The organism is Aquimarina sp. AU119 (assembly GCF_900312735.1).
GTDB lineage: Bacteria > Bacteroidota > Bacteroidia > Flavobacteriales > Flavobacteriaceae > Aquimarina > Aquimarina algiphila.
The window spans coordinates 334,772-356,475 of sequence record NZ_OMPF01000016.1; the positions used below are offsets into that span (position 1 = coordinate 334,772).

The 21,704-nt window shown below is 33.1% G+C and carries 12 protein-coding genes; 7 read left to right on the forward strand and 5 right to left on the reverse strand.

The window, feature by feature from the left end:
- Position 1 precedes the first annotated feature (1 nt).
- The 4 genes from DK442_RS16180 (at position 2) to DK442_RS28455 (ending at position 5,488) form a co-directional block, all read left to right on the forward strand.
- Positions 2 to 1,483: a RagB/SusD family nutrient uptake outer membrane protein gene (locus DK442_RS16180; protein WP_109436932.1), complete on the forward strand. Its 1,482-nt coding sequence runs from the start codon at positions 2 to 4 to the stop codon at positions 1,481 to 1,483.
- Between the two features lie 26 nt (positions 1,484 to 1,509).
- Complete coding sequence (locus DK442_RS16185) at positions 1,510 to 2,358, forward strand: putative zinc-binding metallopeptidase (RefSeq protein ID WP_109436933.1); 849 nt, start codon at positions 1,510 to 1,512, stop codon at positions 2,356 to 2,358.
- A gap of 13 nt (positions 2,359 to 2,371) precedes the next feature.
- Positions 2,372 to 3,736, forward strand: coding sequence for a DUF4302 domain-containing protein (locus DK442_RS16190; RefSeq protein WP_109436934.1), 1,365 nt, complete (start codon positions 2,372 to 2,374; stop codon positions 3,734 to 3,736).
- A gap of 225 nt (positions 3,737 to 3,961) precedes the next feature.
- On the forward strand, positions 3,962 to 5,488 hold the full coding sequence (locus DK442_RS28455) for a nuclear transport factor 2 family protein (protein WP_200825119.1): 1,527 nt from the start codon (positions 3,962 to 3,964) through the stop codon (positions 5,486 to 5,488).
- Between the two features lie 99 nt (positions 5,489 to 5,587).
- On the opposite strand, the gene DK442_RS16200 is transcribed toward DK442_RS28455, so the two are convergent.
- Genes DK442_RS16200 through DK442_RS16215 form a run of 4 tightly spaced genes read right to left on the reverse strand, consistent with a single transcriptional unit; the run spans position 5,588 to position 12,203 of the window.
- Entirely contained in the window at positions 5,588 to 7,363 is a 1,776-nt protein-coding gene (locus DK442_RS16200) for a hypothetical protein (RefSeq protein WP_160114216.1), read from the reverse strand.
- Positions 7,364 to 7,413: 50 nt separating this feature from the next.
- Positions 7,414 to 8,676, reverse strand: coding sequence for a DUF4249 domain-containing protein (locus DK442_RS16205; protein WP_109436936.1), 1,263 nt, complete (start codon positions 8,674 to 8,676; stop codon positions 7,414 to 7,416).
- Positions 8,677 to 8,680: 4 nt separating this feature from the next.
- The gene (locus DK442_RS16210) at positions 8,681 to 11,449 is read right to left on the reverse strand and encodes a TonB-dependent receptor plug domain-containing protein (protein ID WP_109436937.1); all 2,769 of its coding nucleotides are present in this window, start codon (positions 11,447 to 11,449) and stop codon (positions 8,681 to 8,683) included.
- 4 nt (positions 11,450 to 11,453) lie between these two features.
- Positions 11,454 to 12,203 carry a hypothetical protein gene (locus tag DK442_RS16215; RefSeq protein WP_109436938.1) on the reverse strand — a complete coding sequence of 250 codons (750 nt, stop codon included), beginning with the start codon at positions 12,201 to 12,203 and terminating at the stop codon, positions 11,454 to 11,456.
- A gap of 325 nt (positions 12,204 to 12,528) precedes the next feature.
- Here DK442_RS16215 and DK442_RS16220 point away from each other — a divergent pair, with 325 nt between their 5' ends.
- Positions 12,529 to 14,265, forward strand: coding sequence for an amidohydrolase family protein (locus DK442_RS16220; protein WP_109436939.1), 1,737 nt, complete (start codon positions 12,529 to 12,531; stop codon positions 14,263 to 14,265).
- 80 nt (positions 14,266 to 14,345) lie between these two features.
- Positions 14,346 to 15,683, forward strand: a complete 1,338-nt coding sequence (locus DK442_RS16225; RefSeq protein WP_109436940.1) for a M28 family peptidase — start codon at positions 14,346 to 14,348, stop codon at positions 15,681 to 15,683.
- Positions 15,684 to 15,720: 37 nt separating this feature from the next.
- Here DK442_RS16225 and DK442_RS16230 read toward each other — a convergent pair whose 3' ends face one another.
- Positions 15,721 to 16,014 (reverse strand): hypothetical protein, encoded by a 294-nt coding sequence (locus tag DK442_RS16230; protein WP_109436941.1) that lies wholly within the window; start codon positions 16,012 to 16,014, stop codon positions 15,721 to 15,723.
- Positions 16,015 to 16,448: 434 nt separating this feature from the next.
- On the opposite strand from DK442_RS16230, the gene DK442_RS16235 reads away from it, so the two are divergent.
- Positions 16,449 to 21,527 (forward strand): Calx-beta domain-containing protein, encoded by a 5,079-nt coding sequence (locus DK442_RS16235; protein ID WP_160114217.1) that lies wholly within the window; start codon positions 16,449 to 16,451, stop codon positions 21,525 to 21,527.
- Positions 21,528 to 21,704: the final 177 nt, after the last annotated feature.

Sequence of the window (21,704 nt, forward strand, 5' to 3'; positions counted from 1 at the left end):
TATGAAAAAAACACTTAAATTAGTTGGTATAAGTTTATTAAGTATTTTAATATTCTCTTGTGAAGATTCATTAGACGAAATACCAGATAATAGAACACAGATAGATACTGCAGAGAAAATTGGTGAATTACTTACACTAGCCTATCCTGCTGCAACTTATGCTCCTTTTTTAGAACCAAGAACAGATAATGCCGAAGACAAAGGACCAACTGCCAATGAAGTTAGAATAAATACTGAATCTTTCTTCTGGAGAGACGTTAATGATAATGACACAGACTTCCCTACCGATTATTGGAACGAAGCTTATGAAGCCATTGCGCAGGCAAATCAAGCATTAGCTTCAATAGAAGAATTGGGTGGCGGTAGTGAACTTAACTACTTAAAAGGTGAAGCTTTAATGGCAAGAGCATATGCTCACTTTATGTTAGTAAATATTTGGTCAAAAACCTATGATCCTGCTACTGCATCTAGTGATCTTGGGATTCCTTATGTTACAGAACCAGAAGATATTGTAATCAAAGATTACACCAGGGGTTCTGTACAAGAAGTTTATCAAAAAATAGAAGCTGATATTATTGAAGGGTTACCTCTGGTAACGAATGATTATGACATCCCAAAATTTCATTTTAATAAAGATGCCGCTAATGCCTTTGCTTCAAGATTTTATCTATTCAAAGGAGATTGGGAAAAAGTAATACAATATAGTAATAACGTTCTTGGAGATGCTCCGGCAACCCTTTTAAGAGATTGGAATGGTGCTTATGATGCCTTTACTTTTAGTGAAATCAGTAATGAATACTCTTCAACTACTGATATTTCAAATTTACTTATTGTTTCTGGGCAGTCTTTATATTCTAGATTTTATGCTGGTGCGAGATACCAGTTATCTTCAGGTTTAGCAACTAATCTTTTCTTTAATGGCTCGCAAGTGAATGGAAAAGGATGGGCATATCCTGTATTTGGTAATGATTTATTCTTTAATATTCCAAAATATGTAGAATATTTTAGAACTACGAATGCTGCTGCCAATATCGGATTCGCATTTCTAAACTCTGTTCTTTTAAGCACTGATGAAGTTTTGTTAAACAGAGCTGAAGCATACGCTATGTTAGGTCAAACAGATATGGCAGTAATGGACATCAATTCTTTCTTGTCCAAAAAAGTGGATGGATATGATGCCGCAACCGATGTACTAACTATTGATCAAATCAATACTATTTATACTGTTGCCGAAGGTATATACACTCCATTTTATACCATTGAAGCAGACAAATTAGGATTGATTCATGCATTAGCAGAATTCAGAAGAAGAGAGTTTCATAATGAAGGATTACGTTGGTTTGATATCAGAAGACATAATCTTGAGATTATCCACGAGGATGTTAATGAAAACGAAAGTACACTAAGTAAAACTGATAACAGAAAACAATTACAGATACCTGCAGATGCACTTAGCTTTGGTTTACAGCCAAATCCTAGATAATACTAAATAATTTAAGAACAATAAGTATGAAAGACATAATTAAATATATAACTATAGTTGCCAGCTTATTAGTTATGATAAGCTGCGACAAAGGAGAAAGTGTTGGACCATCTCAAATCAATACAGAAGCTCCTCTTTTATCAGAACTTGATGTATGGATAAGAAACAATTTTATTGGACCTTATAATATAGATATTCAATATAAATGGAACGAGAATGAAGTAGATTTAAATAGATTTTTATATCCTCCAACAGAAGAAAATGTTCAGCCTCTGCTAGAGGTAGTTCAGGCGGTATGGATAGAACCATACACTCAACTAGGAGGAGAGAATTTTATTAGAAATATTTCTCCAAGGCAATTTACATTAATTGGAGGTTTTAATTTCAATCAAACTGGAACCATTACTTTAGGTATTGCAGAAGCAGGGACCAAAATTACTCTTTTTAATGTTGACCAATTAGATTTATCTGATCTTGCATTAACAAGAAGGTATTTCCAAACAATACAACATGAGTATGCTCATATCTTAAATCAAACTAAACCATATAATCCAGATTATGGTAATGTGAATCCCGAAGACTATACTGCACAATGGTTTAACAGAACAGATGCAGAAGCAAGAGAATTAGGATACATTACTGCCTATGCTTCAAGTGAAGAACGTGAAGATTTTGCCGAAATGGTAGCAGCTATATTGACTACCTCTAAAACAGAATTTGATGCTCTTGTAGATGGGATTACTAGTGATGAAGCCAAAGCTTTTATCAGAACAAAAGAACAATTTGTTGTTCAGTATTTTACTGATGAATTCAACATTGATCTTTATGAGTTGCAAGAACTGGTAAATCAAAATACTTTGGATATTATTAATTAATAAAATAACAGAAATGACTATAAAAGCATTAAAGAAAATATGGTTTTTATCATTACTACTGGTTTTTTTCTCTTGTAGCGATGATGATAACGAGGAGTTATTTAATGAAGCTCCAAGTACCAGAATAGACCAAAGAATTAGTGAGTTACAAAATTTACTATTAGCTTCTCCTGATGGATATAGAGCCATTTATTTTACAAAAAATGATGAATATGGAGGATTTACTTTTTATATGAAGTTTAATAGTGATGGCACAGTCGAAATGACATCAGATGTGGATAGCGAAACAGCCATTACAACGAGTAGATATGAAGTGAAAATGGGAACAACTACTGAGCTATTGTTTTCTACCCGTAATCATATCCACAAGGTATCTGATAGTAATATCCCCGGACTTATAGGATCTGGATATGAAGGAAATTCTAATTTTCAATACATAAGTAGTGAAAACGGAAATATTACTTTTATAGAGCCTAGAAATGAAGCTGTTATAATTTTTGAACCTGTTACCGCTGGAGATTGGGCTAATGTAGACACTTCTCTGGCAAGAAGATCAAGTCTTTTACCAACTGCTACCTCTTCAGTTTTTCAAGGACTTACTATAGAAGATGCTTCTGGTAATAAAACCGTATATACACTAGATTATGACAGTTTACGTCTTTTTATAAATTCTGCAAATCAAGCAGAAGATGGTACTGTTACCGAAATTTCTTATGGTATTGCATATACCACTGATGGGCTTGTTGCAAGTCCACCTATAGAAATTGATGGAACTTCTTATGAAACATTTGTTTTTAATGAAACTTCAATGTCCTATATTTCGACCGTTGGAGGAAATACGGCTACGATTGGATTCTTAGAGGAGCCTCCATTTATTACCAATGACGTATTTGATATCGGAGTAGATTTCACTACCTTTTTATATCGCCCAAGCCTAGGAACCAATCCTCTAACGTCCCTTGGATTTGATGCCATAATTGATCAGGTAAATACAGAACTTGCTGGTTTTGGACTCGTATTTGCAGAATTTCAGCTAGTCACAAACCCTGCTGATGATGGTAATGACACATTACTTATAATCGTATTTGACAGACCATCTGATGGAGCTAGATTTAATGGTATTTATGATTTACAAGGTTCTATAGTAGATAAAAAATTAGTTCTAGATTATCAAGGACCTAACCCTACACTTGGTAATCCAGGTAATAGTGGATTCTTTGAAACTAGAGTTACAGCTTTAATAGACTTTTTTAGAAATCCTGCTGGAATGTATTATACAACAACAGGTAATTTTCAGACTTTTATCAATACAGCGGGAACATTTGTGAATGCTGGAAATCCATCTCAACGAGTTTATGGATTATGGTTTACCCTTTAAATGTTTTTTTAAATACCCCAGTTGTAGAAAGAATCTCATTTTACAATAATCTATTGACCCCCCAGCAATAGCCTTTCTAACTCAACTTCGAAAACCCAGAATGTAATGTTCTGGGTTTTTTGATTTCTACAATTCCTAATAAAACGTAAGTTCAACACCAACATCACATTAACATATACTTAAGAATAACTTCAATATTTCAATGTATTTTAGAAAACAAAAACAATGAGAAATACAATTGTTCTTCTTACTATATTCATTACATCATCTTTATTTTCTCAAACCGATACAGAAATATATCTATTTGATATTATCAAAAAAGGAGAAACAATTACTCTTGATAATAAAAGAAATATCTCTAATAATGAAGGGTATGATAATCAACCCTCTTTTTTTGATGATACCGTCTTGTTTTCCTCCACAAGAAAAAAGCAAACCGACATAGCAGCTTATCACATAAAAACAGAAAAAACAAATTGGATTACCTCAACCCAAGAAGGAAGTGAGTATTCTCCAACAAAGATTCCTAACAAAGATGAAATTTCTTCTATTCGCTTGGATAGAGATGGTAAACAATTACTTTATCGTTACAATTACAAAACAGGGGAATCCAAAGCTTTATTAGAAGGTCTCAAAGTTGGATATCATACATGGTATACTCCAGACATCATTGTATCATCTGTACTCGAAGATAATGCAATGTCACTTATAGTATCTAATCTAAAAGATGGAAGCAATAATACTCTTCAGAAAAAAGTAGGGAGATCACTTCATAAAATTCCAAATTCTAAACTGATAAGCTATATCAGTAAAGAAAATAAAATCTGGAAAATAAAATCAATTCATCCTATGACAGGAATTACTCAGGAAATTATCAATACAATTCCTGATGCAGAGGATATGTGTTGGTTACCTGATGGGACTATTTTGATGGGGAAAGGAAATACTATTTTTCAGTTTAATCCAAAAACTGATACCAGGTGGAGTGCATTTCATTCTTTTACCGATAAAGAAATTGGCAATATCACAAGAATTGCAACAAATATTACCGGAAATTTACTAACCGTAGTATCTGATATTTCCCCAGAGCACATCGTTCAAAAACAGGTAAATGCATATAATGCTCGTGATATTGACGCTTTTCTTTCTACCTATTCTGACAATATCTCTATTTATAATTATCCTAATACTATTCGATTTACTGGAAAAGAAGAGATGCGTACCTATTATGAAGAAAAGTTTAAAAAAGAGCCCAATTTACATTGTAAAATAAAACATCGTATTGTATTAGGAAACAAAGTTATCGATGAAGAATATGTCACTTATAAAGACAGAAATGTAAGTGTAGCTGCTATATATGAAGTAGAAAATGGAAAAATCATTAAAGTTACCTTCATTAGACCTCTCTTAGAAACAAATGAGAAAAAGAACCCTGAAAAAATAATCCAAAAGCAACTTGACGCGTATAATGCTAGAGATATCAGTGCTTTTATAGCAACGTATAGTAAAACTATAAAAGTATATAATTTCCCTAATAAGCTTTTATATGAGGGGCAGGAAAAGATGAAAAAAAATTATACCGGTTTCTTTGAACAAACACCAGACCTGAATTGTAAAATCAAAAATCGAATTATAATGGGTAATACCATCATTGATGAAGAATTTTTAACCATTAAGAGTAAAAACTACAGTGCTGTAGCTATTTATGAAGTAGAAAATACAAAAATTGCTAAAGTTACTTTTATTCAGTAGGTCACTTTTTTAATACATTCAACAATTTAGATTTAAAGTTGGTATCACCATCTCCTAGTTTATTATTAATATTCATTACATCTGTTAGGGGCTATTTCTCTACTTAACTGAAATATTTTTTTTAATAGAAACTGGTATTCCGTTGGTAGTAAAACCTTCTAATGAAATTTCGAAATCTCCAACCACATCGGATGTAAAAAACGTAATATTTGTTTTCTTCTTATTTATTGTAAAATTGGGTCTCCATAGTAACTGATATCTATAATCAGGTATACGACTATAGATTTTATCTTTATCGTATTGCTGTCCAAAATATTGTTTATCATCCTGCAAATCGGCTAATACTACAGGTGAATCCGAACTATAATTTAATGCATTAAAAAAATCCTCTTCTATAGTTTTTATAATAATTACTCCATCAAAAACTCTAGTTCCTAAATAATATCGATCTTTAATGTAACCTATACTCTTTATTTTACTGGCACTGTATGCTATAACATCTTCATGGTGTTGTACAATTACATCATCAACAATCAATAATAACGGAAAATTATCCTTTTTCTGCTCTGGATAATTAGTTCTTACACCAAATACAGATTTATTATTATTGTCTTTTTTGATCCATACTCCATCTACTATTTCTAATATTGTTTCTCTAACTGTTTTAAACCTCGTATAATCATCTAGAACATAGGTTTCGATCTCCTTATTTCCATAAAATGGAAGTACAAAATCTGGTTGTTTTATTGTATCTGGTTTTACGCTATAAAAGTTAGTTTCAATTTGGTTATGAACACTTCTTTTTTCTATATAATCCTTAAGTGATTTAGAAATCTTAAACTTGTAAAATTCTAAATTTTTATAATCTATCTCAGGTATTTCGTCAATTACTATGTTATAATTTTCTCTTCCTTCTTCAAAAACTTCAATCCATATTTCATTCTTAATATTTCTATTGTTTAAATTAAAAACAAAATTGCCTTCTTTATCTGTTGAAACTATTTTTATATCACTTGATTTCCCTGGCATTGATAACGCTATATTTTGGTTCGAAACAGTAAAAGAAGGTTCTTTTGGAATAATCTTACCATAAATTAACTCTCCACGCATTTCTGGTAAAAAAACCGATGAACCTGGAGATAAATTCAATTTCTTAGAAATATCAGTATATTTATCTAAAAACTCCTTTGAAGTAAATACATTAGTATTTTTAAAAACCTCTTTTCTTCTTACTGAGATTGAAAATGTTCCTCCCTCTAATGATTCATTTTCTATAGCTAATTCTACACGAGTTCTCTTTTTATACGTTTCATAATCAGAAGATAATTTTATAGTGCTTTTTATGTTTGCATCAACCTCCTTATGACTGGTTTTTTTTAATTCTTTGGCTACCGGGTTTATCAAGGAATCATTTTTGGATAGAATAACGTCCTGATCAACCTGATAAGGATTTAAGATACTTATATCTCCTTCAAAAAAAGATCCTTCTGTATTGAGCATCCACTGTGTATAACCTATCAATTTATAGTTTCCAGAAGGAATAGATACAGGCACAAAAAAATCTCCTTGTCCCAAACCTTTATCTAGTTTGATTTTATGCTTAAAAACTGACTTTCCTTTTTCATTCACCAAGACCACATATGCGATCTTACTAATAGAGCTTAATAAATTATCATCTGTCGTAAAATTATAAACATTATAATAAAGGTATTCCCCTACAAATAATAAAGAGGTATTATAATGTATAAACATTTTTTCCTGAGGAATCATATGATACCCGTTGACTTCTTCGGGTGTTTCTAATATCGACTGTCGTTGCGCCTGCATACTCAAAACGAAAAGAAATATAATATATACTATTGATCTTATTTTCACAGAGATAATTTTATAATAGTCATTTAAAATTTATGTTTATGTCCTTTAATTTAATCTTCCCAAAAATCAGGAACCTCACTTCTACCAAATGCTGTACAATCTCCACATTCTCTTGGTGTAACAAAAGTAAAACCATCAATTGTTGACTTACACCCCTCTGGCTCGGGAGGGCCGTTACTTTCCATAGAGACAAACATATTAGAACGGTCACTTGCAACACGAATCCATCGTCTTTCAAATGCTTCCCTGGTTTCTTCATTTTCTGCATCAATAACAGGTAGTATAGCTTGACATCCAAAATCAAATTTGGTTAAGTCACCTATAAAATCATTGCTATCAAAAAAAATGCGCCGTTCTGAGACTGAAGAGACATCAAAAAATCCTAGAACGATTTCGTCTTTATTGTTTTCTGAAATGATATTTCCTTCAATAAACCCAGGTTGTACCTGGGAAAACAGACTCTCAGATTCAGAAAAATCTTTGAGTATTTGATAAAACCCATTTGCTTCTTTTGATTGTACGAACTGCTTTACCAATATACTATAACGATCTACTACTCGTATATCATCAGATGGTAAAAAGTTTAATAAAAATCCAGTAAGTCTATCTTCATTAAAAGCAGTAGTATTTGTTATTATAATAGAATTCGAAAAATTATCAGCATAACATACCCTTTTTCCTTCTGGTCTTTCTATAAAGTCGTATATACAATCTTCTTCTCCGGTAATGATCACTATATCTTGTGGTGACCAAAATGGTGCAGTGATTCTATACGTTTCTTCAAATTTATAACGATAATATTTTGAAGTACTTGTAGGATCAAAAGTATCAACCAGTATCCCAATACCCTCTACTCCTCTAGTATTAGCCATTCTCTTAGGGTACACTCTATCTATTGATATTTCATTAGGTAACATAACCTTTTCTGACACATATGACCTTCCATCAGATGTATTGATAATTAATTGGTATTTTTTATCTGGCATCGCAGCAAATTCCTGTACAGAAAGATACGTTCCTGAAGAAACCTCTTCAAAAAGATATTCTATCCCTGTATTTTCTTCAACTACTTTTATTGTAGCTCCAGACTCAAGAAGCGGTCCATTATCCTCAAACCTAAATGTTCGGGACAATAAAACCTGTTGGCGTTTTACTTCATTAGTTACTGTAGTATTAACGACTAAAATACTTTCAAAATCTTCTGTTTCAAAATCAAACTCTTCTACACATTGAGAAAATAACAGGCAAATGAATATCAAAAATAAAATTTTACCTTTTTCTTTATATCTGATCAATTTATTGGCAAATTTCATCGGTTCAAAATTTAAAATTGTAAGTGATTGATGGGACAGGAATCGAGAAAATCGAACTCTGCAATCCTTTAACCTTTCCGTCTTCGGTAACAAAAAATACCGAAAAAGGATTATTTCTACCCAGCACATTATAAATAGATATCGTCCAGAAACTATGAGAAAGCTTATTAAGTTTATGATTCCCCTCTATATTAAACCCTAAATCTAATCGGTAATAATCAGGGATTCTAAATTTATTTCGCTCACTAAACACAGAAAAATCAGCCCCATCAAATCTAAAACTCCCAATAGGAAAAGTAACAGGTCGACCTGTTTGATACACAAAGTTAGTAGCTAAGCTAAACCGTTTGGTGAATTTATAATTTAAGACCATGCTAAAATCGTGAGGTTTATCAAAGTTAGAAGGAAAAAAATCTCCTCTATTTACTTGTTCTTCTCTAAATTCACTCTCTAACTGAATAAAAGAGCGGGAGTACGTATATCCCAACCAGCCATAAAGTTTTCCTTTTTGTTTTTTCAATAAAAACTCGACTCCGTAGGCTCTACCCTTACCCTGTAAAACTTCAGTTTCTATATTTTCATTAAGTAAGATTTCTGCACCGGTCTTAAAGTCAAGAATGTTTTTTGAAAATTTATAAAACCCTTCCAAGCTCAATTCGTATGCTCTTTCTCTCATATTTTTATACACTCCAAGTGAATATTGTTGTGAGCTTTGTGGTTTTATATTAAGATCAGAAAGTTTCCAGGTATCTATTGGAGAAACTGTGGTGTTATTGGATAAGGTATGTATAAACTGATAGGTCTTATTGTAAGACGCTTTAATTGATAAATCTTCATTTAATAAATATCGCCCAGAGATTCTTAACTCAGGGCCGCCATAGGTTTTAATGATCTCATTTTCATCATAAGAGATAGTTTCTCTAATGGTTTCTAAACTTCTAGGTACTCCTTCTTGAAATACATTTTGAGTAGCTTTTCCTAATGCATTAAATACCGAGTAGCGAATACCGGTATCTAAGGTGAAGTTTTTTGTTATATCTATTTCTGATGCTAGAAAAATAGCAGATTCTAGACCTCGTTCTTCATCTAGTCGTAATGGAGTAATAATAGACTCTGTTCCTGTTGGTTGAATAGAACCTGGATTTACTGTATATAATTTGCTTGAAACCCCATAATCAAATTTTATGTTATCATTATATAGATATTTTAACTGTAGCTTTATATCTTTCTCATCAATACTATATCCAATGTCAAAATCAGTATTCGTATCTCCGTCAAATTCTATGTCAAAATCATACCTGCTATTTGATAACGATAACTTTGCAGCATGTTTATCATTAAATCTATAATTCCATTTCAAAGACAATGCTCTATTATTATATACATATAATGAATCTGAAGTTATACTAAAATCATCTCTGCTTATATATGCTGTCGCTTCTATTTTTGAATTTTCTGAAAAGCGATGATTATATTTTGCGATAATATCATAGAAAGAGGCTTCGCTATTCTTAAGCGATTCTTCATCAAGGGCATCCAAAATCCAATTTGCATATGCTACTCTTCCACCAACCATTAATCCCGATTTACCTTTTATTATTGGAGTTTCTAAAAGAACATTTCCTGTTACTGGACCAATAGAGGCTTCTCCTTTAAACTCTTCAACACTAGCATCCTTTGTAGTTAAATCAAAAACTGATGATAATCGACCTCCATAGGCTGCAGGAATGTTATTCTTATAAATGTTTACATCTCCTAGAGCAAATGGATTAAGTGCTGAGAAAATCCCAAAGAAATGTTGTGGATTATAGATAACTGCATCGTCTAACAGAATCAAGTTTTGATCAGATTTACCTCCTCTTACGTTGTACCCCAAAGCACCTTCGCCAGCTGTAGTTATACCCGGCAAGGTTGTGGCAACCTTAAGTACATCACGTTCTCCTAAGGCCAAGGGAATATTTTTTGATTCTTTTACATCAATCTTAGTTTTTGTTACTACCTCATCTACATTATTATATGTCTTTGTCTGTAGTACTACTTCATCCAATTGTTCGATTCCTTCGTTAAGTATAATATCATATTGTCCATCATTATACATTATAATACGTTTCCTAACGTTTTCCATTGCCAGAACTTTGACTTCTAAAATATTTAGTCCAGTGTTTAGTTCTGTCTCATAAAAACCTTTTGAGTTTGTTGCTACCGCAACTCCATTAAGGTTAATAACAATATTAGATAAAGGATTTCCTGTCTGTCTATTTTTAACATATCCAGATAGTACAAATTTTTGTTTTGTATTGTCTGCATTAGCTTTTCCTATTCTAATGGTTTCGATTTTATTCTTTTTAGACTTTTTAGCATTCGCAAATACAGAAGATGATGATTTCGTTTTAGCTATTGTATTTTCTGTATAGGTTACGGTAGAATCTCTTCCAAAAAAACCGTCAGGAACTTTATCATATATAATGCTATTGGGAGTTAGAATGATCTTATCATTTTCAATAATAAAAAAATTAATAATTGTGTTTTGAAAAAGACCATTTAAGACATTAATAATCGATTCATTCTTATAATCACCAGACACATCATTATATTCTTTCAACCAAGAATCAATAAAATAAAAATGATAATCTGTTTGTTCTTCTATCAGATGTATAACAGATAGTACATCTGTATTTTTAAAAGAAAGTGTTAATAAAGAATCTTTTTGTTGCGCCGATATACTTTGAGTTTGTATATACATTAAAAAAATTAGCCCCAAATATTTTTTCATAGTGCTACAACTCTTTATTTAATTGCGAAGGTTGAACAACTTTTTCGAATAGTCTTTTCATAAATCTATCAGGTTCTGATTTTTTTAATATCTTATTAGTGGTATAAAATTGTTTAATTTCTTTTTTTAGTTCGGGGTAAATTTTTACAATATCATATTTAGACTTAACTACATAATACTTCTCATTACAAGATAAAATATATCTATTTGCACTAGTAAACTCATATACCATCCTATCTCCAGTATCTCCTAGTCTTCTATTTCTAACTTTCTTATTACTTTTTAATAACAACAAATCTTCAGTTTCTAATAGAACCTCATAAAATATAGTATTTAGAATATTTTCTGCCTTCTCTACTTCTCTATCATCAATTCTTATAAATCTCGAACCATCGATAACAAACTCATCAATTTTATCTGGTATTAGTTTTATAACAGAAGCTGTAGAAGAAGATTTTAACTGTACCAAAAGCCTATCTATTTCCAAATTGTATTTCATCTTTATATCATAGTAGGTTTGACCGCTATAAGTAACTGATCCCATAAGCACTTCATCAGAACGAAAAAATGCATGTCTATTATCATATATCCTGTTGACATCAAAATCAAGATACCATTTCCCATTATGCAAACCTGTATGCTCTTGACCCAAAACCTGATCAAACCAATTATAATATTTACTTTCTTCTTTAAGTTGCCCAAAAAAAAGAAATGGTACTAGTAAAAAAACAACACTGCTTTTCTTTTTATGCATTTTATATATCCTTATGATTTATTTCACTTATCAAATATTCTGTAAACATATTTTTAAAACTTAATCAGTGAATGTGCTGTAAAATTTATCATAAAGAATATAAATTATAACTAAACATAAATCGTTTTAACATAATAAATATCATTTTCACATTTAACCTTATCAGAATGAAGTTTATTTTTAATTTTGATTCAAATCCCTATCTATAACAAATCCTATTATAAATTTGTTAAGACATCATCATTAATTCTTGGTTTTTATTTAATTTGGAATCTCGCTTGGATAACATTTATTTAATAATCACAAACAGCCACAGGAACCAATTATGAAAAAAAACATAATTACAGTCATTCTATTTACAATTTTAAATATAGTTTCTATTGGAGCACAATCAGTACTTATAGAAAACATTAATATAATTGATGTAGAAACTGGAAAAATCAAAAAACAACAACATATTCATATAGAAAATGAAAAAATAATATCTATTTCTTCTAAAAAAAATATTCCTACAGATGGCACTACAATCATTAATGGTACTGATAAATTTATTATGCCCGGTATGATTGATACTCATATCCATTTTTTTCAAACTGGCGGTTTATATACTAGGCCAGATGTAATTGATCTTAGAAAAGTAGTGTCTTATGAGGATGAAATTCAGTTTGCGAAAGATATTATTACTGATAATTTTAAAAGATATCTAAGATTAGGAATTACTTCAGTAATGGATGTTGGTGGTCCTTTTTACAATTTTAAAATCAGAGATAGTATTGTCAAAAACAACTTATCTCCTAATGTTTTTGTTACTGGTCCTTTGTTCTCTCCTTATCAACCAGAAGCTTTCTCTAAGTTAGAAGATATTCCTATAGAAAAGATTAGTACTTTAGAAGAAGCCAGCGCATTGTTTAACAAAATGCTCCCGTATAAGCCTGATTTCATAAAAATATGGTACATCGTAAATAAGGATAATCCAGCAAAAAAGAATTTCCCTATTGTAAAACATATTGCAGAACTATCTCATAAAAACAATTTAAAACTTGCTATACATGCTACCGATTTAAATACTGCAAAACTTGCTGTTAAAGCTGGAGCAGATATATTAGTTCATAGTGTTAGAGATGAAATAATTGATGATGAATTCGCAAAAATTCTTAAAAAAAATAAAGTAACTTATATACCTACTCTCATAGTTTCTAATAACTATACTAAAACTTTTTTCTCAGAGTTAAGTATGCACCCACAAGATCTCAACTATGCAAATCCAAAAGCATATGCTTCATTATTCGATCTTGAAGGTTTAGATTCAAGATTAATTCCCGAAAGATTTAGAAAAATTAGAGGAAGTGATAAACAAAAGGATGCTATAAGATTACGTTTTAAAAAATTCGATAGTGTTATAGATCTTAACCTTCAAAAATTACAAAAACAACAAATAAATATAGCTACAGGAACAGATGCTGGAAATATAGGGACAATGCATGCATCCTCCTATATCCAAGAAATCGAAGCTATGCAAAAATCAGGGATTACCCCTAATGATATTATTAAAGCATCTACTATAAATGCTGCAAAAGGTTTTGGTTTAGACCATCAAATTGGTTCTGTTACTGAAGGTAAATTGGCAGATTTGGTGATTCTAAATAAGAACCCTTTAGAAAATATTCAAAATTTGAACACTATTCATGAAGTCATTAAAAGCGGTAAAATTCTTAATATTTCAAATTTAATTAAAGAATCTCCTGAACAAGTAGTACAACGACAAGTTAATGCATATAATGCCAGAAATATTGATGCATTCATGGATACATATGCTGATGACATCAAGATTTATAATTTCCCTGATGAAATCTCAATGGAAGGAAAAGAAAAGATGCGTGAACGTTTTAAAGACATGTTTGAAAAAGTCCCTAACCTTTACTGTAATATTAAGAATCGCATCGTATTAGGGAATAAAGTTATAGATCGTGAATATGTAAGGTTCGGAGAAAAGTACTCCAGTGTGATTGCTATTTATGAAGTAACAAACGGTAAAATTTCTAAAGTGACTTTTTTAAGATAATAGCTTTCATCATATAAATTTGTTAAGACACATTTATTAATTCCCTGTTTTACCTAAATTAGGCGATCAAATTCACACAAATGAAGACATTTTTTACCTTAAGCTTACTTTTATTATCTACCATTTTAACAGCACAAACCGATCAACGCATCTATGATATCATTACTGCTGTTTCTGCAGATCGAATTGAAACGGATATCAAAAAATTAGCTGATTTTGGCACTCGTAATACATTTAGTGATACCATTTCAAATACCAGAGGTATCGGAGCTGCACGAAGATGGATAAAATCAGAATTCGAAACCATTTCTAAAGATTGTAAAAACTGTTTGGATGTATTTTATCAAAAAGACTTCGTTACTAAAGATATGGGAACCAGAGTACCACATGATGCATGGGTAGTGAATGTAGTGGCTATACAAAAAGGAACAAAATATCCTAATCGTTATATCATCATGAGTGGTGATATAGATTCTCGAGCAAGTGACACCATGGATTTTACAACAGATGCGCCTGGTGCTAATGATAATGCCAGCGGAATGGCAGGAACTATTGAAGCCGCAAGAGTGTTATCCAAATATACATTCGAGAGTAGTATTATTTATGTTGGATTATCAGGAGAAGAACAAGGACTCTTTGGTGGTGGGGGATTAGCAAAATATGCCAAGGATCAAGGATGGGATATTATAGGTATTCTTAACAATGACATGATTGGTAATATCAAAGGAGTAGATGGAGTTATTGACAACAGAGCGTTTAGAATATTTTCTGAACCTACCAATCTTACAGATGATGAAAAGAAAGTTCGTCGTAGACGTTTTTATGGAGGTGAAGTTGATGGTATTTCTCGTCAATTAGCAAGATATGTACATAAAAGTGTAAAAACCTATATGCCAGAAATGAATCCAATGATGATTTATCGATTAGATCGTTTTGGTCGGGGCGGGCATCACAGACCCTTTAATGATTTAGGATATGCCGGAATCAGAATTATGGAAGCCCATGAAAACTATACACAACAACATCAAAATATTAGAGAAGAAAACGGAATCAAATATGGTGATGTGGTAGAACATGTTAATTTTGAATATGCTGCAAAACTTACTGCTGTAAATGCCATTAACCTGGCTGGTCTTGCTTGGGCACCTCCTGCTCCATCTGAAGTAAAAATTGGAGGTATCGTAGAACCATCTGCAAAATTTAAATGGAAAAAAGTCAACAACCCTAATGTAAAAGGTTATAAAATCTACTGGAGAGATACTACATCCCCTACATGGGATCATAGTCGATTTGTTGGTGATGTAGATAACTTTGTATTGGATGGTATTGTGATCGATAATTTCTTTTTCGGAATCGCCACTGTAGGAAAAAATGGCCATGAGAGCACTGTCGTATTTCCATCAGAAGTTTTTAGATAGCAGAAACATCACATTGCATCAACATAGTATCATAAATTTAGTCAAGAAGGTTAGCTTTCTTGTCAAGAACACCAGCTAAGTCGTCAAGAACGTTAGCTTTCTTGTCAAGAACATCAGCTAAGTCGCCAAGAACGTTAGCTTTCTTGTCAAGAATACCAGCTAAGTCGTCAAGAACGTTAGCTTTCTTGTCAAGAACATCAGCTAAGTTGTCAAGAACGTTAGCTTCTTGGTCAAGACTTCCAACTCTGTTGTTACGAGCCTTGGCTATCTTAGTATAACTGTTAATTTTATAGGGTAAATCCTTAACCGTGTCGGTACAATCCTCAATCATCCAAAAGAAACGATCGAAATTTCCTGAATATCCACTATAAGGAGAATCACTATACCTTAATAAAAATCAACGATAGCATATACTTAAACACCATAAAACATGTCTAATTTAAAAATCCATTCTCATGTGATTTTTAACACAAAATTTAATCTCTAACACCACAAATCACCGACAAAGAACATATAAAATCGATAAAATGCATTTTTATTTGCTTTTGATATAGAATTTCTTTTTATTTGTAGTGCTTTTTCAAACTATAAAAAACACTAAACCAACGCTATATGAAGAAATAACTACGCTCTTCTTTTATACATAAGATAATTTACAAAATGATAAGGTTACTATTCATCATTGTATAGTATGCCATATGATTTTGCATAGATCAAAATAAAAAAATTACCCCCATAATCTATCACTATCTTAAACATATGCTTATGAAAAAACTACTACTCATTGCTTTTGTTTTCCTGTTGGGAAATCAAATTATTAGTGCCCAAACCACAGAAACAGAACCTAACAATTCTGTGCTTCAATCAGGAGTACTAACAGTTTCATCAGCAACCACTATTACTGGTGATGTTTGTCTTGCTGGAGGCTGTCCTACTGCTGACCCCTCAGATCATTGGATTATAGCAGATGGCTCCAGTGGTACATTTATGGCAACATGGTCTGATGATGTAGTAGTTACGTTGTTTACTTATGCCACATCAGCAAGAAATACGGCACCTTCTTCGGTTACACTATCTTCGGGAGTTTCCCAAACTCTTTCTGCAAGTTCTTTTTATTCTTTGAGTGTACAGTTTAATACAATAGGAGTACTTACCTCCTACTCGGTTGCGCTTTCAGGTAATTCTCTAACTACACCTCCAAGCGTGCCTTCAGTGAATCACGGCCCTCCTATTATTTGTAGTGGTAATTCAGCATTACTCACTTGGACAGGAAATTTAAACGATGCTACAGAATGGCATATATATACAGGAAGTTGTGGAGGCACTGAAATAGACACAACAACTGGTAATTCGGTAATTGTTACCCCTCCAGCATCAGGGTCAATTACATATTTTGTTAGAGGAGAAGGAGGAGGCGTTACACCAGGTGCTTGTGGATCGCATACCATTACTATCACTGCTCGTGAAGATGCTAATTTTAGTTATTCAGCTGCTTCGTATTTACCTGCAGATGCAGATCCAACACCTACTATTACAGGAGTTACAGGAGGAGATTTTACAAGTTCTCCAAGTGGATTATCTATCGATATGAATACTGGAACAATAGATGTGTCTGCAAGTACACCGGGGATGTATACAGTTACGTATGAAACCCCAGGACTTTGCAGTGGTACTGAAGATAGAAATATTACTATTACTGACCCTAATGCCAATCCAATCATTCAAATAGGTACAGATACTAATAGTTCTGCGGGCAATACAATTACTCCCTGGACTACATTTTTTGAAGATGGGAGACGCCAATATTTAATTACAGCATCAGAATTATTAGCACTGGGGTTATCTAATGGAGATCAACTATATGGTTTAGCATTTAATGTAATTTCAGATGTAACCCCTAGTAGTGCAGTAACTATTTCGCTGAAATCCACTACCGATACTGAATTTTCTACATTTGCATTTGATAATACAGGTTTTACAGAAGTATTTAATGGAAATCACGACCCTAATCCGGGTTGGGACTTTATGTTTTTCGATACTCCATATACGTATGATGGTAATGGTATTATTATCAATTTTTGTTTTAACAACACTACATTTATTGGTAATTCATCAGTACAATATTCGACAACAACCGGTAATTCAAATAGATATTCATATACAGATAATACAGATGGGTGTACTTTAAGTTCTTTTGGTTCCAATACAAATAGAGCTAATATACAATTTAGCACTGTGCCTGATATAATAGACCCAAGTTTTGTAAGTATCACAAGACAAACCCCTGTAACAAACCCTACCAATGCAGATGGGCTTGTGTTTAGAGCCATCTTTAATGAACCTGTTCAATTTGTAGATGCAGCAGATTTTGATGTAACAGGAACTACCACAAGTATTTCTAATGTATCAGGTTCAGGAACAACATATGATATTACAGTCTCTGGTGTTGGCGATCTTGCAAACCTTAATGGGACTGTAGGGATAAACTTATCTTCAGGACAAAATATTCAAGATTTAGGAGGAAATGCTTTACCAAATTCTGAACCCGCTACTGATCAAACATATACATTAGATAATGAAGCCCCAACTGGATACAGTGTAACAATAGATCAATCACCTATTAATACAGGTACTAATGACAATGCAGTGAGTTTCACTTTTGCAGGTGCAGAAGTGGGTGCAACGTATAATTACTCATTTAGCAGTAGCGGAGGAGCTGGTATAGTTACAAATAGCGGCGCTATTGCAACTGCTACAGATCAGATTACAGGGATTGATTTAAGTGGATTAGCCGATGGAACAATTACATTAAGTGTTACACTAAACGATATGGCTGGAAATACCGGTACTGCAGCAACAGATACAGAGACTAAAAATACAATTATTAGAGTATCTGTAAATGATCCATCAATAGCTGAGGGAAATGTTGGTACTACTACCTTGCAATTTACAGTAAATTTGGATGCCCCTGCTCCTGCTGGAGGAGCTACAGTAGATTATGCAACTTCAAACGGATCTGCGACAGCTGGTTCTGATTATACAGCCATTAGCACGACAACGCTCTCCTTTCTCGCTGGAGAATCCAGTAAAACAGTAGATATTACCATTACAGGTGATCAAACCGTTGAAATAGATGAAACACTTACACTAACCTTATCGAATCCAACAGGTACAAATGTCATTATAGGAGACAGTACTGGTACTGGAACGATTACCAATGATGATCAGGCTACGGTAACGATAGCAGATGTTGCATTGAATGAGAACAGTGGTACAGCAACCATTACGGTTATTGTAGACAATGCAGTAGATGGTGGGTTTGATGTAGATGTTAGCACAGCAGATGGAACAGCAACAACAGCTGATAGTGATTATACTGCAGTAACAGCTCAGACACTTACTTTTGCAGGAACGGCTGGCGAGTCAGAAACTTTTAATATTACCCTTGGTGGAGATACCAAAGTAGAAGCTGATGAAACCACATCCATAAGCATGAGTGGCTTAAGCCCTGTAACGGTTGCCTCTGGCGATATAGATGTTACAGATGGAGCTACGCTGACCATAAACAATGATGATCAGGCGACAGTAACTATCGCTAATGTAAGCGGCAATGAAGATGATGGTGCCATTACCGTGACTGTTATAGTGGATAACGCTATAGATGGTGGGTTTGATGTAGATGTTAGTACGGCAGATGGAACAGCAACAACGGCTAATAGTGATTATACTGCAGTAACAGCACAGACTCTTACTTTTGCAGGAACGGCTGGAGAAACCGAGACCTTCACAATTACCCCTACGGCTGATGCAACTTCTGAACCAGACGAGACCGTAATTATAGGAATGAGTGAGCTTTCCCCTTCAACGGTTGCTTCAGGAGATATTAATATCACCGATGGTGCTACATTAACAATCTTCAATGATGACGATATATCAATATCGGTTAATGATCCATCAATAGATGAAGGAAATACTGGGACGACTACTTTACAATTTACAGTAAATTTGAATGCCCCTGCTCCTGCTGGAGGAGCTACAGTAGATTATGCAACTTCAAACGGATCTGCGACAGCTGGTTCTGATTATACAGCCATTAGCACGACAACGCTCTCCTTTCTCGCTGGAGAATCCAGTAAAACAGTAGATATTACCATTACAGGTGATCAAACCGTTGAAATAGATGAAACACTTACACTAACCTTATCGAATCCAACAGGTACAGATGTCATTATAGGAGATGCTACGGGTACCGGTACTATTACCAATGATGATCAGGCTACTGTGACGATAGCAGATGTTGCTGTGAATGAGAACAGTGGCACAGCAACCATTACGGTTATTTTAGACAATGCAGTAGATGGTGGATTTGATGTAGATGTTAGCACAGCAGATGGAACAGCAACAACGGTTAATAGTGATTATACTGCAGTAACAGCACAGACACTTACTTTTGCAGGAACGGCTGGAGAAACAGAAACCTTCACAATTACCCCTACGGCTGATGCAACTTCTGAACCAGACGAGACCGTAATTATAGGAATGAGTGGGCTTTCCCCTTCAACGGTTGCTTCAGGAGATATTAATATCACCGATGGTGCTACATTGACAATCTTGAATGATGATGCAGCAGTACTTTCTATTGTATCCACTACACAAGCAGCAGAAAATACTACTAATGGATTATTTACAATAAGTACTACAAATCAATTTAGTACTCCTGTGACAGTCAATCTTTCAGTAACAGGAACTGCAACTTCGGGAACAGATTTTACTGCTTTGGGTACAACCTTTATATTCCCTGCTAATACCAATTCTGCGACAATCAATGTGCCTGTGATTGCTGATAATCTGGTTGAAAGTAATGAAACCGTTATTGTAACATTAACAGGAACAAACAACGGTATTGTTACTATTGGTAGCGCAGATAATGCTACTGTTACCATTACAGACGATGATGTAGCTTTACTTTCTATCACAGCCACAACACAGGCAGAAGAAGGCACTACTAATGGAGTGTATACAGTGAGTACCACGAATGAGTTTAGTACTCCTGTTATGGTTACTATTTCAACAATGGGAACAGCTATTTCGGGAACAGATTATGATGATTTAGGATCTAGTTTTATGTTTCCGGCCAATACTTCATCTATGACCATTCCATTATCAGTTATTGATGATAATATTGTAGAATTAGACGAAACTGTAATCCTTACTATGACTAATACTAATAATACCAGTGCAACTATTGGGACTACTGATGAAGCAACAATTACTATAACAGATCCTGATATTGCGACCATTACTATAGAAGATGTAAATGCTAATGAAGATGATGGTGCAATAACAATAATCGCCACTCTGGACAATGAAGTTCCTGGAGGTTTTACTGTGGATGTAAACACAACTGATGGAACAGCTACAATAGATGATAATGATTATACCGCAATTATCAATCAAACACTTTCATTTACAGGAAATGCAGGTGAGACACAAACATTTACTATTTTACCTACAGAAGATGCCACTCCAGAATCTGATGAAACTGTAACCGTTACTTTATCTAATCTAGCTAATACTTCGCTAGAAATTAATAGTACAGATAGTGCACTAATCACCATTCTTAATGACGACGATTTAGATATCAGAGTATATCCAAACCCAACAGCGGGAGAAGTAAACATTAATATACCTTTAAATCTGGTACTTGTTTATAACGTAACGGGAAAAAAGGTTTTTGAAACGAAGAACAATTCTTTCTCTATTGCAGATCTTCCTTCTGGTATATATTTTATCAGAATAAAGACTATAAATGGTAGTATCGAACGAAAACTAATAAAACTTTAATCTTTAGTTTATATATTTTTATTTAATTAGAAAACCCCTCTTTTATAGAGGGGTTTATTGTTTCAAAAATTTAATCCGTAATCATTTCTTATTAAAATTATGATAAAATCATATGTATAGAATGGTAGACACGTCCTAAAGAAGAATAATTTATTTACTTTTAGAATCAAATATCCT